We start from the raw sequence: 12,777 nt of genomic DNA, 5'->3' as shown, positions 1-12,777 counted from the left end.
ATTTTATTATTTGTTGATAATTCCCAAAACATCTTCCAAATCTAAAACAATAAACTCTTCATTATCAAGCTTAATTTCACTACCCTTATATTTGCCAAAAACAACTGTATCACCTTCTTTTACGCATTGACACTCTTCAGCAACTTTTGTACTAATTGCCTTTACTACACCCATCAAAGGCTTCTCTTTTGCATTATCTGGGATAATAATTCCTGAACTTGTTTTTGTTTCTTCTTCCATTCTTGCTACTAAAATTCTCTTGCCTAGTGGTTTAAAATTCATAACCAACTCCTTCGTCTTTTTTATACTTTAGCACTTAAATCTTTAAGTGACAGAATTTTAATTTACTTAATTAAACAAGTCAATACATTTATAAATAAAGCATTATATTAGTTTAGTTTAATACACTAAAGTTTTTTAATATTCCTATTTATAATATTCTAACGATTATCAACTTTTTCAAAGAATAAGTCATGGTTTAACAACCTATATTCTGCCATTTTTTCATATTTTGTATTTGGGATTCCATAATTTGCATATGGATCAATACTAATCCCACCTCTAGGCAAAAATTTTCCACATACCTCAATAAATCTTGGCTCCATTAACTCGATCAAATCTTTCATAATGATATTAATACAATCCTCATGAAAATCCCCATGATTCCTGAAAGAAAACAAATAAAGCTTTAGAGATTTAGATTCCACCATTTTTTCATTGGGAATATAATTGATATAAATTGTCGCAAAATCTGGTTGTCCTGTCATAGGACATAAGGAAGTAAATTCTGGACAATTAAATTTCACAAAATAATCATTGTCTTTGTGTTTATTTTCAAAAACTTCTAAAATTTTTGGATTATAAGAAAACTCATAATTAATCTCCTTATTTCCCAATAAAGTAAGCGTTTTATTCATATTGAGTACCTTAATATTTTTTTGGGTTTATGCTATAATATTTTTCATGTTTTTTACAAAAGAAGATTATAGCAAACTTGAAAAAATAGGCATCAATAGCCTTTTGGACTTGTGCCTTTGTATTCCTAAAGGTTACACCGATCTCTCACCTATTACACAACTAAAATTAGATTCCATTGGTACGCTAAAAATTATTGTCAAATCACAAAAAATTATCACATCCACCTTTTATTCCAAAACCCCTATTCTTAAAATTATCACCTCTCTTCCCGATTTTAATAATGAGGAATTCTCTCTTACTATTTTTAATTATAAATCTTTTCACAAATCTTTATTTGAAACAGGAAAAGAACTTATTGTTTATGGCAAAATACAAATGCAAAACTATAATCGCACACTTTTTATGAATCAACCACAAATTGTCACCAAAACAGACATTATCAAACTAAATTTCAAAACACAAAAAATCAAAAGTGCCACATTGCAAAAAATTACACAAGAATATATCACTGCAGAAAATCTCATAAAACATAAGATCCCACAAAAATTTATCACCCCTATTATTGATATTTTTCACCCCAATAAAAAATTCTTACACTTTTTCCATACAAAAAAAACCTTCCCAAAAGAAAGCATTACTGCGCTCAAATTTCTTGAAATCTATCAATACATTCAAAAAATATCTAAAAAACGCTATTTTTTTTCACCAAAATTTATTTGCAAAACCCCTTATAATGATTTTATAAAATCCCTACCTTTTACACTCACAAACTCACAAGCACAAGCGATTGCAGAAATTGCACAAGATTTACAAAGTGATACCGCGGCAAGACGTATTATTATGGGCGATGTAGGTTGTGGTAAGACAATCGTAATTCTTGCAAGCGTAGTCATGGCATATCCCTACCAATCTTTATTAATGGTACCAACTACAATTTTAGCTCAACAAATTTTTGAAGAAGCAAAAAAATTCCTTCCAGATTACATACAAATTACTTGCATCACAGGAAAAAGTAAAATACAAGAATTTCAAAATTTTCATTTTATTATTGGCACACAAGCCCTACTACATCGCCAAATTGATAGCCAGAATCTCGCATTAATCATGACAGATGAACAACATAGGTTTGGCACAAATCAACGCCATTATCTTGAAAAAATGGCAGAAGTCTCCTCTGAAGATTCTCTGAGTAAAAATACCAAGAAACCACACTATTTACAATTTTCTGCCACCCCGATTCCAAGAACCTTAAGCATGATTAATGCAAATATGATTAATTTTAGTTTTATAAAAGACCTCCCTTACAAAAAAGATATTGATACTATTATCATTGAAAAAAACAATTTCTCTCCTATCATAAAACACATAGAAAATGAAATCAAACAAAATCATCAAAGTGTTATTGTTTATCCACTTGTGGAAGAAAGTGAAAACATAAACTATCGTCCACTATCACAAAGTGCAACATTTTGGCAAAAAAGATTTAAAAAAGTCTATGTAACTTTTGGGGCAGATAAAGAAAAAGAAGATGTATTGGCCAAATTTAGAGATGATGGCAATATTTTATTAGCAACAACTCTTATCGAAGTGGGAATCTCTTTGCCAAGATTAAGCACAATTGTAATTGTTGCACCCGAGAGAATGGGACTTGCCACACTCCATCAACTAAGAGGGCGAGTAAGTAGAAATGGATTAAAAGGCTATTGTTTTTTGTGTACTAATACCCCTAGTTCTACAAAATTACGAGAATTTGCTGCACATCTTAGTGGATTTGATATTGCAGAAATTGACCTAAAGTATCGTAGTGGAGGGGACTTACTCTCTGGGAAAAAACAAAGTGGTGCAAGTTTTGTTTTTTTTGATTTACAGCAAGATGAGCAGATTCTTCAAGAAGCACAAAACATTCTTAATACCTAAAATTGTGCTATAATTCCCATAATTATGGTATATAAAGAAACTAAAGAGGTAATATGGAAAAAGAAAGTCAGGCTTTAATTGATGCAATTGATGCAGCAGAAGAATTGCATTTTGTTGGCTTAAGCCCTGCAAGCTTATTTCTTGCTTTTTGTATTTTTATAAGTATTGTCATCTTTTTTTCAATCAAAATTTTCTTAGTAAATCATATTTATTATTCCAGCCGAGAGATTACAAAACTCCAAGAAAGACATAGTCTTCTCTATGAAGAAAATAAATTTCTCAAAAAAGAACTAGAAAGCCTACGCTTTCAATACAGAATTATTAATTTGGAAGATTAATGAATTATTTTTCTATAGAATTTAGCCTTATTTTTTTGATTTTTCTAGCAGTTTATTGGAATCTCAAAAATCTTGTAGTGCAAAATACTCTACTTCTTTTATTTAACTATATTATTATTTTTTTATTCGGTGGAATTAATGTTGCTATTACGCTTCTATGTTATAGCATCTTTATTCATTTTTGCGCACTTTTTATTAATCATTTCAAGACAAAATTCTTTTTACTTATGTGTATCAGTTTTTCTGTGCTTATTTTATGTTTTTTCAAATACTATCCTGACTTAAAAGACTTTTTAGAAGATATTTTATCTTTTATAGGGATCCACCTATCTCATCAAACAAACATTATTCTCCCTCTTGGAATCAGCTTTTATACTTTTGCTTCCATCACCTATCTCAAATCTGTATATGATAATAAAACCAAAGGTTTTAATATACATCTTGAGAGCTTTGAAAATCTAGCTACTTACCTTTCATTTTTCCCTACTTTTGTGTCTGGCCCCATCATGCGTAGTGAATTTTTCTTTACCCAACTCCGCGCCAAAAGAATATGGAACAATTCTTATGCTAATCTTATTTTTATACTTTTACTTTTTGGAATTGTCAAAAAAATTCTCATTGCCAGCCATATTGAAAATTACACATCCCCTATTTTACAAAGTCCTCAAGATTTTAGCACCATAAAACTCCTTCTAGCAATTTATGGTTATTCTCTGCAAATTTACTGTGATTTTAGTGGATACATCAACCTTGTAAGTGCCTTTGCATTGATGATTGGCTTCACTCTACCTCCAAACTTCAATATGCCCTACATTGCGCGCAATCTCAAAGACTTTTGGAATCGTTGGCATATTAGCCTCTCTACCTTTATCCGTGATTTTATCTATATCCCACTCGGTGGTAATAAAAAAGGCTTTTTTGCCACACAAATTTTTGTCTTAATTGCCTTTGGAATCTCTGGAATTTGGCATGGCAATACAATCAATTTTCTTATTTGGGGATTATTGCATGGCTTTGGAATTGTCATACTAAACGCACTAAAATATTACAATATCCACCTAAAAAACATCCCCTTATTACCCAAAATACTCACCTTTAATTATGTAACATTTTGCTGGATATTTTTTTACTATCCCGACTTTACAAATGCACTTAGCTTTTTAGAATCTTTTAAAAATGTCGCACTAATAGAAACTTTTGAAATTTATCTATTATTGTTTGGTTTTTGTCTTTTTATCATCTATCAATTTATGGATAATTTCTTAAATCATTGTGTAAAACTTCTTGAAAAAATTCCTAATATCTTAAAACCAGCCTTTATAGCATGTGTTTTATTTATTATTTTCAAGTACATGCCAAATGGTATCCCTAATTTTATTTATGCGAGTTTTTAATGAGATTTCTTGGATTTTTCTTAACTCTTGTTGTTGTTTTTGTTTTTAACATTATCACTTTTCACAAAAGCCTCAATAACTACATCGAACAAAAATACCACATCAATATTTTAGCTACATTTTTTCCATCTAATTCATCAAATGAAATCTCACTGACCCAAGAAACACAAAGTCTTCAAGATATTCCACCTGCACCAAAATACCCCCATATCAAAGATGGTAAAATTATTTTAAAACCACAAACCTCATTTTTACTTATCGGAGATTCTATGATGCAAGGCATTGCAATAAGCCTTGTCCCACAGCTCAAAAAATTGAATATGCAAGTTAGCAATATAGCAAAACAAAGCACAGGTCTTACTTATACAAATTTTTTCAACTGGCCTAAAAAACTAGAAGAAGAATTGCAAGAAAGAGAATTTGACATTATTGTAGTAATGATAGGTGCAAATGACCCCTGGACTATCAAGCGTAATATTTATTTTAAAACAGAAGAATGGAATGCAATCTACACAGACAAAATCCAATCCATTTTACAATCAGCCAAATATCATCAAGCACTTGTGGTATGGTATGAAGTCCCACTTGTAAAAAATAAAAAACTTAGCGCAAGATTACCCTACCTTAACTCTCTTTATCAACAAAATGTAGAATCTAGCAATAATCTTTTCTTACAAACCAATCAAATCTTTGCACCAGATGGAAATTATATTGCCTTTTTACAAGAAGAAAATAAAAGTATCTCATTACGTGCAAACGATGGAATACATTTTACAAGATCGGGGGCAAAAATTTTAGCAAATCTCCTTTTAGAGCGTCTTGAAATCTTGCCCGATGAGGAAGAAGATGATCTTGAGCTAGATTCTTCATTATCAAATAATGACAAAAATGATTTACAACCCCCACAGCAATAATCTCCAAAGGAAAATAATGAAGTTTTTTTATTTTTTGCTATTTTTACCAATACTTCACGCACAAAGTTTATTTTTTCATGAAAATTTACAACACTATGAAAAACCTATTCTAAAAATTATCAAGCAATCTCATATACGCAATTTCAATGCTGAAAATCTTGCTGTACTAAGAAAAAAAATACAAGAAAACAAAAACCTAAAAATCCATATTTTTGGTGATTCTCACATTGCTGCAGATATTTTTTCTGACGAACTAAGAAAGCTTATCTTTACTCCCAATGCCATTGGTTTTACCTATCCCTTATTTCCAAACTATCATAGAAATATTTTATTAAATTATCAAAGCAAAGGATTTGAACTTTTTAATTCTTTAAAAAAACCTTATGATGATTATCCTATGGGAGGTATTATCGCACGAGCACAAAATAATCGAGCTTTTATCAAAATCGACACCACCTTATCGCAAAAAAAATATTTTATGCGTTTTGTTTATAAAACTGCCAATGAACTTGCAACCTTTGAGATTATTGATTCCCAAAAACACCACATCCATCTAAGTTCCAAAAATCCTGGTTTTTGGGAAATCAGCAAAGAATATGAACTTACATTTCCTATCCAAATCAAATCTCTTATACGCAATGGTATGCTAGGAGGATATTTTATCTACAACAAAGAAGACAATAATATTATTGATCACATGGGAATCAACGGAGCAAGAAGTGATTTATGGCTAAAATGGAATCAACATATTTTTGGTAAAGAAATGCAAGTTTTACAATATGATCTCATTATCCTTTCTTATGGTTCCAACGATGCTATTGCCACCCATTTTGATGAAACAAGTTTTTTATATAATTACAAATCATTAATTCGGAAAATTAGAAGATATAACCCAAATGCTGTTATTTTGCTTATGGGACCTCCTACTGTAGTTAACAAACAAGAAAATCAAAGTTATGCTATCACACCAAATTTTATTCCTGTCAAAAAAGCCCTCTACACTCTTGCAGAAGAAGAAAATCTATTGTTTTTTGATCTTGATGAATTAATGCGGAAAACAGGAAAAAAAGAAGAATGGATTAAACTTGTCTTATCAAAAAAAGATGTACATCTCACGCCACAGGGATATAGACTAGTAGCAAATTCTGTATATAAAAGCCTTTTGGAATTATTAAAACTTGAACCATAAAAAATATTATTAAAAGTAGAAAGTAAAATATAGTGGTGGACCCTGTAGGATTTGAACCTACGACCAATCGGTTATGAGCCGAGTGCTCTGACCAGCTGAGCTAAGGGTCCTTTTTTGCCCCGAATTTTGTTAATAGGGCTTGAATTATACTCAAAATCGAATTTAAAAGCAAGTAGATTTTCTAAAATTCCAAACAAAACCATAAAAGTCACAAAACTACTCCCCCCATAACTTAAAATAGGAAGAGGAATCCCAACAATAGGAGCCAAATTAACAGTCATTGCAACATTTACACTCATATACACAAACAACAAAATTGCAACCCCTCCTGCAACCACCTGCAAAAAATAATCTCGCTTATCTAAAAGACAAAATGAAAGGATATGTAAAATCAAAATAATATAAATTACAAACAAAGCCGCAGCGCCCAAAAATCCAAACCTCTCCACATAATAAGAAAAAATAATATCAGTAATAGGAATAGGCAAAAAACCAAATTTAGTTTGCGTAATATCTTCTTTGCTTTTACCAACCCATCCTGCAGATCCAATTGCTATTAGTGATTGTTGCACTTGATGTGATGGAGTTGTAGAAATAAAATCATGTACTCTTTTTGCCTGATACTCCCACCTTGTAAGTATATTGGAAGAATAAAGCAAAGGAGCAGAAACAATAAAAAGTCCTAATACCCAAAAAATAATTCTCTTTTGTATACCTACAATAAATAAGATTCCATACCCCATAACAAACATTACAATTGCGCTTCCTAAATCTGGTTGTTTAGCGACCAAAAATACAGGTAATAAAATATAAAAACTAAAAATTGCAAGATCTTTTAAATGATAACCATTTCTAGGAGGAGGATTATGGCAAATTAAATTTGCAAGCATTAAAATCAAAGCAATTTTCATTGGTTCACTTGGTTGAAAAGACATTCCTGTCCCTGGAATAATAATCCATCTTTGCGCTCCTAAACGCACCGCCCCATAAAAATCAATAATCAATAACATACCAATAAAAATCCAATAAAAAATCGTAATGCTGCGACTTAGTTTTCTAAACGGAATCAAAAAGAATATAAAAAATAAAACAACGCCCACACCAATATAAATCAGCTCTCGTACCCCTTTACCTGCGTCAAAACCATTTACTAAGTAAAATGACAAAATAATAAGAGGAATAATCAAAAAAATCAAAAGAAAGTCAAAATGTGTTAAAATGCGTCTATCAATCATCAAAAAAACCAAAATCTAAATTTAATTGTGCAATCATAGCATAAAAAAATAAGGAAAAAATGCAGAACCAAGCCACACAAGAAATCATAATCATTGCTGCGGAAAAAAGAATAGATTCTTTTTTGGCAAAACAACTAAATATCCCTAAAAATCAAGTTTTACAGCTTATCAAAAATTCTTTAGTTTTTCTTAATCAGCAACCTTGTACTAAAGGAGGCGTTGCTCTAAAACCAAAAGATATTATCACTATTCTTGCTCCACAAACAGAGCAAAAACCCCTTATAAAAAAAACCAACCTCCATATCCAGATTCTCTATGAAGATACAAATCTCTTAGTCCTTAATAAACCCCAAAATCTTGTAGTTCATCATGCTCCAAGCGTCAAAGAAGAAACCTTAGTAGATTGGCTACAAGCAAAAAATTACAATCTCTCTACGCTAAGTGGCAAACAACGCTATGGAATTGTTCATCGGCTTGATAAAGATACAACTGGTAGTATTGTTGTTGCAAAAGATAATTATACACACAATCATTTAGCAGAACAATTAAAATCGCGTGAAATGGGGCGCTATTATCTTGCAATCATAAATCCCCCTATCAAAGAAAATACCTTTATAGAATGTCACATGGGCAGAAATCCCAAAAATCGCCTAAAAATGTCAAAACTTAATCCACAAAGATTTCCAACAAGCAGATTTTCTAAAAGCCTTTTTATCCCCATAGCTCTGAGTAAAAACCAAGATTTACAACTTGTTGCCATCAAGCTTTTTACAGGCAGAACACATCAAATTCGCGTACATTTAGAAAGCATATCGCGCCATATTTTAGGAGATACGCTCTATGGATACAAAGGAAGTTTCCAAGGTAGAATTATGTTGCATGCATTTTTACTCTATCTTACACATCCTACAAGTCAAAAAAAACTACTTTTTCAAGCTCCTGTTTTTGATGATATGTTAGAATTACTCGAAAAAAAATTTGACAAGGAAAAAATTAATGGGTTTTTGCAAAATCCTAAAAATTTGCTACATTTATTTTAGTCTTATTGGCCTTATTGCCCTGCAAGGTTGCGGGATTTTAACCAGTGATATTGCAAAAAGAAAATTTGATAATACATTACCTGTTCCTGAAGAAATCCGCACAATTAATGATGTGACCTCCATAGGATTAGAATGGAAAATGCCTGAAAATCTCGAAGAAATAGGTGGATATGTAATTTATGAAAACACCATAAAGAAAAATGAGAATTCCGCAAAATCAAAAATTATTGCCATAATAAAAAACCCTTTTGCCACACACTACTATATACAAAAACTCAAACCACAAACTGACTACAGCTACCAAATTGCTAGTCTGGGCAAAAATAATACAATCTCTATAAAATCCCCACCTATTAATATTAAAACCTCCTATATCGATCCTGTGGAAAATATTTTTGCTAGCAAAGATCTCCCTAAACAAATTAAAATCTTTTGGAGTCCGCACAATAATCCTAGCATCAAACGCTATATTATTGAACGCAAAACACAAGAAGGCAAATTTCTAAAAGTTGGAATCGTGCCACACCGACTTTATGTGGAATTTTTTGACAAAGATCTAGAAGATGGAAAAGTTTATTCTTATCGTGTAATTTCTGAAAGCTATGAAAATGCAAAGTCACTTCCTAGCGCTGTAGTTACAGGCAGTACAAGAAAAAAACCTCTTGGTGTACAAAACCTCCAAGCATCTACAAATCTTGTAAAAAGCATTCTTATTACTTGGAATCTTCCAGAAAATCTGAATGTTTCTATCAAAAATTTCAAAATTTTTACTTCTCATACCCTAAATGGAAAATTTTCCTTTCTAGCTCAAACACAAGATAATTTCTATAAAGTACTTAATCTAAAAGATGGCGAAATACGCTACTATAAGGTAATTAGTGTTGATGCCGATGGTATCGAGAGCGAGATGAATATTGGTGCAATACAAGGAAATGCTCTACCCCCACCCCCTACACCAAAAATCCTCTCCGCAACCATAATAAACAATCAGGCAGTCTTAAAATGGGAAATAGAAGATGACACAAGAAATATTATAAATTTTAAAGTATGTCGCAGCGAAAACAATAAAAATCAAATTTGCTTTGACAATATTATGCAACAAGAATTCATAGATAAAGAAATGCAACCCAATATCAAATATCAATATGATGTAAGAAGTGTCGATGAATATAATTTAGAATCTCTTCCTACACCTATTCAATCTCTAGGTTTTTAAATGCCACATTTTATTGCCACAAATCACAATCTCACATTTCCCCTTACTGAAGGTGATTACACCTTTCATGCAGAATTTATTCATCAAGATTTTAAAGACCAAAGCCTTATTTTTACCACTTTCAAACATGAGCCATTTTTCATCATCAAAACTACACACAAAAATGGCACACTTTTTAAGGCACATAAGGCCACAAAACCAAACCCTATAGGAATCTTAAAAGATGCTTTAATGCTTTTAAATAAACATTGTGATACATATTCCCACAATCTTTCAAAAAATACTCCTAAACAATGTGTTCTCTCACCTTATTTTCTAAAAAGCAATGATTTTATTTGCAAAGATTTTGATTCTTATTTTTTAGAAATTGGTTTTGGATCGGGACGACATATTCTTAATCTCGCAAAAGAAAATCCTACAACACCTATTATCGGGGTTGAAATACACACACCTTCAATTGAACAAGTCTTACGACAAATAGAAATTTTAGGGCTAAGTAATCTTTATATCACTAAACTTGATGCAAGAATTCTTACAAATATTTTAAAATCCAATAGTGCTAAAGGAATCTTTTTGCACTTTCCTGTGCCATGGAATAAAAAACCTCATCGCCGCGTGCTTACTAAAGAATTTTTGCATCAGGCCTTAAGAATCTTAAAACCAGATCATATTCTTCATCTTCGCACCGATGATGAAGAATATTTTCAAGATGCCTTAAAACTTGCACTCGATGAAAAACAATCTAACTTTAAAGTCCAAAAAAATCTAACACAAAAAGTAGTGAGTAAATATGAAGCAAGATGGCTAAGACAACAAAAAAATATTTATGATATTTATTATACTTCTCTCAAAATAGATTCTACACTAAAGTTCAATGAAAATTTTAGCTTCCCCTACACCTATATTACTAAAATACAAAAGCAAAAACATATTGAAAATGATTTTTTTGTGCATATCAATGCTATTTATACCAACAATAATTGTATACTTATAAATGTAAATCTTGGGGATTTTAATTGGCCAACTACAAAATTTATTCTTATAGATCATCAAAAAAAACAAACTTTTTTTGTAGGCAATCCACCCCTTCCAACGCTTTGCAATATCAAAGCCTATCAAAAATTAAAAGCTATTCTTGGAGGCTAAATGACGCAAATCATCAAAGCTAGTCACTTATGTTTGGGCTATAAAAAAAATGAGAATATCATCAAAGACGCTAATTTTTGCATCAATAAAAAAGATTTTGTTTTTATTTCTGGAGCAAGTGGTAGTGGAAAAAGCACGTTATTAAGATCTCTATATGGAGATCTTAAAATCTCATCTGGTGAACTTGAAGTAAACTACATCCCTATACACCATGCCACAAAAGGTCAGATTGCTGCTTTACGCAGACATACTGGGATTGTTTTTCAAGATTACAAACTTATTGAAGAATGGGATATAGAACATAATATTATGCTTCCCATGCTAATTAATGGCTACAATAAAAATCTTTGCAAATCTCAAGCAAAAGAACTACTTTCACACATTAATTTATTACATAAAAACAATAAATATCCCCTAGAGTTGAGTGGTGGAGAGCAACAACGCGTAGCTATTGCTAGAGCTATTTCTCATAAACCTGATATTATTTTAGCAGATGAACCTACTGGAAATCTTGATGATTATTCAAGTGAACTGATTTGGAGTTTATTAAAAAGTGCTAATAAACATTTAGGAATCACAATCATTGTTGTAACACACAGAATCCCCGAACATCTAAATATTTTTTATCGCAAATTAAATATTCAAGAAGGTGAGGTTTATGAATTTTCTTAAAAGACATTTGACATTAATCATTCCACTTTTGGCGCTACTTTTTAGCCTCCAAAGCTATCTTTTAATTGAGCGTGCTATTTTTGTCAAAGAGGATAAGCTTTTGCAGAGCTACTCCATTTTAATTGCTTCGAACAAAGAAATTGTTCTTGATCAAATACAAGAAATCAATCCTGCAATCAAAAGTATTGAGAGTATTGATACAAAATCCCTGCTTAAAAGATTGCAAGATTTTAATGATGAGCAAAATCTTACACTCATTCAAAAAGAACTTCCTTATTTTTATTCCATAAAGCTAGAATCTTTTCCCAATCAAAAACAACTAGAAGCATTAGAAAACGATATTAAAAAACTACCCTATATCATCAAAATTGAAACCTTTGCAAAAACACATAACCAAGTTTATAACCTCCTTTATTTTATTAAAAAGATCATTATAGTTTTTGCTGCACTGCTCGCAATTTTTAGCCTACTTCTCATGATGCGTCAAGTGCAAATATGGCGTTTTGAACACCAAAAAAGAATGCAAATTATGGATTTATTAGGTGCAAAAGCATGGATGAAACACAAAATATTATTTAAACTTGCTTTCTATGATTCTTTTATTGCTTCTTGTGTTATCACATTAGGAAGTTTTTATAGCTCCACACACCCTAGCACTCAAAAATTCTTTGAACTCCTGGGCATACAAAATAATATTTTCCATATCAAAGACGATTTTATATTGCTGACTTCGTTTGCTATTAGCATTTCACTTTTGTCGGTTTTATTTGTTGTTTTTTCACAAAAAAGGGTATAACA

At 31.2% G+C, this 12,777-nt stretch carries 12 protein-coding genes, 1 tRNA gene and 1 pseudogene; 10 read left to right on the top strand and 4 right to left on the bottom strand.

Translation table 11 applies throughout. From position 1 onward, the window contains the following. Positions 1-12 precede the first annotated feature (12 nt). Positions 13-282 (bottom strand): annotated as a pseudogene (gene groES, locus LW133_RS00785) (co-chaperone GroES); the annotation flags it as partial. A 158-nt stretch (positions 283-440) separates the two neighbouring features. Beyond that, positions 441-917, bottom strand: a complete 477-nt coding sequence (gene queF / locus LW133_RS00780; RefSeq protein ID WP_233075519.1) for a preQ(1) synthase — start codon at positions 915-917, stop codon at positions 441-443. A 46-nt stretch (positions 918-963) separates the two neighbouring features. Between queF and recG the strand changes: the two genes are divergently transcribed. From recG to LW133_RS00755, 5 genes are read left to right on the top strand one after another with little or no spacing between them, the layout of a single operon-like run. After that, the gene (recG, locus tag LW133_RS00775) at positions 964-2,835 is read left to right on the top strand and encodes an ATP-dependent DNA helicase RecG (RefSeq protein WP_233075518.1); all 1,872 of its coding nucleotides are present in this window, start codon (positions 964-966) and stop codon (positions 2,833-2,835) included. A gap of 53 nt (positions 2,836-2,888) precedes the next feature. After that, entirely contained in the window at positions 2,889-3,173 is a 285-nt protein-coding gene (locus tag LW133_RS00770) for a hypothetical protein (protein ID WP_233075517.1), read from the top strand. Further along, positions 3,173-4,567 carry an MBOAT family O-acyltransferase gene (locus LW133_RS00765; RefSeq protein WP_233075516.1) on the top strand — a complete coding sequence of 465 codons (1,395 nt, stop codon included), beginning with the start codon at positions 3,173-3,175 and terminating at the stop codon, positions 4,565-4,567. Before LW133_RS00770 ends, LW133_RS00765 begins: the two co-directional genes overlap by 1 nt. Further along, a complete protein-coding gene (locus tag LW133_RS00760; RefSeq protein ID WP_233075515.1) occupies positions 4,567-5,481 on the top strand; it encodes an SGNH/GDSL hydrolase family protein in 915 nt (304 codons plus the stop codon). Before LW133_RS00765 ends, LW133_RS00760 begins: the two co-directional genes overlap by 1 nt. A gap of 16 nt (positions 5,482-5,497) precedes the next feature. Next, the gene (locus tag LW133_RS00755; RefSeq protein ID WP_233075514.1) at positions 5,498-6,670 is read left to right on the top strand and encodes a GDSL-type esterase/lipase family protein; all 1,173 of its coding nucleotides are present in this window, start codon (positions 5,498-5,500) and stop codon (positions 6,668-6,670) included. 33 nt (positions 6,671-6,703) lie between these two features. On the opposite strand, the gene LW133_RS00750 is transcribed toward LW133_RS00755, so the two are convergent. After that, positions 6,704-6,780: transfer RNA gene (locus LW133_RS00750), tRNA-Ile, on the bottom strand. Next, positions 6,742-7,908 carry an FtsW/RodA/SpoVE family cell cycle protein gene (locus LW133_RS00745; RefSeq protein ID WP_233076165.1) on the bottom strand — a complete coding sequence of 389 codons (1,167 nt, stop codon included), beginning with the start codon at positions 7,906-7,908 and terminating at the stop codon, positions 6,742-6,744. Before LW133_RS00745 ends, LW133_RS00750 begins: the two co-directional genes overlap by 39 nt. 56 nt (positions 7,909-7,964) lie before the next feature. Between LW133_RS00745 and LW133_RS00740 the strand changes: the two genes are divergently transcribed. From LW133_RS00740 to LW133_RS00720, 5 genes are read left to right on the top strand one after another with little or no spacing between them, the layout of a single operon-like run. Beyond that, positions 7,965-8,945, top strand: coding sequence for an RluA family pseudouridine synthase (locus LW133_RS00740; RefSeq protein WP_233075513.1), 981 nt, complete (start codon positions 7,965-7,967; stop codon positions 8,943-8,945). After that, positions 8,902-10,161: a hypothetical protein gene (locus tag LW133_RS00735; RefSeq protein ID WP_233075512.1), complete on the top strand. Its 1,260-nt coding sequence runs from the start codon at positions 8,902-8,904 to the stop codon at positions 10,159-10,161. The genes LW133_RS00740 and LW133_RS00735 overlap by 44 nt, the downstream gene beginning before the upstream one ends. Continuing rightward, a complete protein-coding gene (gene trmB / locus LW133_RS00730; protein ID WP_233075511.1) occupies positions 10,162-11,307 on the top strand; it encodes a tRNA (guanosine(46)-N7)-methyltransferase TrmB in 1,146 nt (381 codons plus the stop codon). It begins immediately after the preceding gene. Then, entirely contained in the window at positions 11,308-11,979 is a 672-nt protein-coding gene (locus LW133_RS00725; protein WP_233075510.1) for a cell division ATP-binding protein FtsE, read from the top strand. After that, the gene (locus LW133_RS00720; RefSeq protein ID WP_233075509.1) at positions 11,966-12,775 is read left to right on the top strand and encodes a cell division protein FtsX; all 810 of its coding nucleotides are present in this window, start codon (positions 11,966-11,968) and stop codon (positions 12,773-12,775) included. Before LW133_RS00725 ends, LW133_RS00720 begins: the two co-directional genes overlap by 14 nt. Positions 12,776-12,777 lie beyond the last annotated feature (2 nt).

Source organism: Helicobacter anatolicus (assembly GCF_021300615.1).
In the GTDB taxonomy this organism is placed as follows: domain Bacteria; phylum Campylobacterota; class Campylobacteria; order Campylobacterales; family Helicobacteraceae; genus Helicobacter_H; species Helicobacter_H anatolicus.
The sequence above is the reverse complement of the archived record's forward strand: the minus strand, read 5'-3'. Positions and strand labels throughout refer to the sequence as shown.

Coding starts and splice junctions, on each gene's coding strand:
- queF (WP_233075519.1), bottom strand. CDS start 917: ATGAATAAAACGCTTACTTTATTGGGAAATAAGGAGATTAATTATGAG.
- recG (WP_233075518.1), top strand. CDS start 964: ATGTTTTTTACAAAAGAAGATTATAGCAAACTTGAAAAAATAGGCATC.
- LW133_RS00770 (WP_233075517.1), top strand. CDS start 2,889: ATGGAAAAAGAAAGTCAGGCTTTAATTGATGCAATTGATGCAGCAGAA.
- LW133_RS00765 (WP_233075516.1), top strand. CDS start 3,173: ATGAATTATTTTTCTATAGAATTTAGCCTTATTTTTTTGATTTTTCTA.
- LW133_RS00760 (WP_233075515.1), top strand. CDS start 4,567: ATGAGATTTCTTGGATTTTTCTTAACTCTTGTTGTTGTTTTTGTTTTT.
- LW133_RS00755 (WP_233075514.1), top strand. CDS start 5,498: ATGAAGTTTTTTTATTTTTTGCTATTTTTACCAATACTTCACGCACAA.
- LW133_RS00740 (WP_233075513.1), top strand. CDS start 7,965: ATGCAGAACCAAGCCACACAAGAAATCATAATCATTGCTGCGGAAAAA.
- LW133_RS00735 (WP_233075512.1), top strand. CDS start 8,902: ATGGGTTTTTGCAAAATCCTAAAAATTTGCTACATTTATTTTAGTCTT.
- trmB (WP_233075511.1), top strand. CDS start 10,162: ATGCCACATTTTATTGCCACAAATCACAATCTCACATTTCCCCTTACT.
- LW133_RS00725 (WP_233075510.1), top strand. CDS start 11,308: ATGACGCAAATCATCAAAGCTAGTCACTTATGTTTGGGCTATAAAAAA.
- LW133_RS00720 (WP_233075509.1), top strand. CDS start 11,966: ATGAATTTTCTTAAAAGACATTTGACATTAATCATTCCACTTTTGGCG.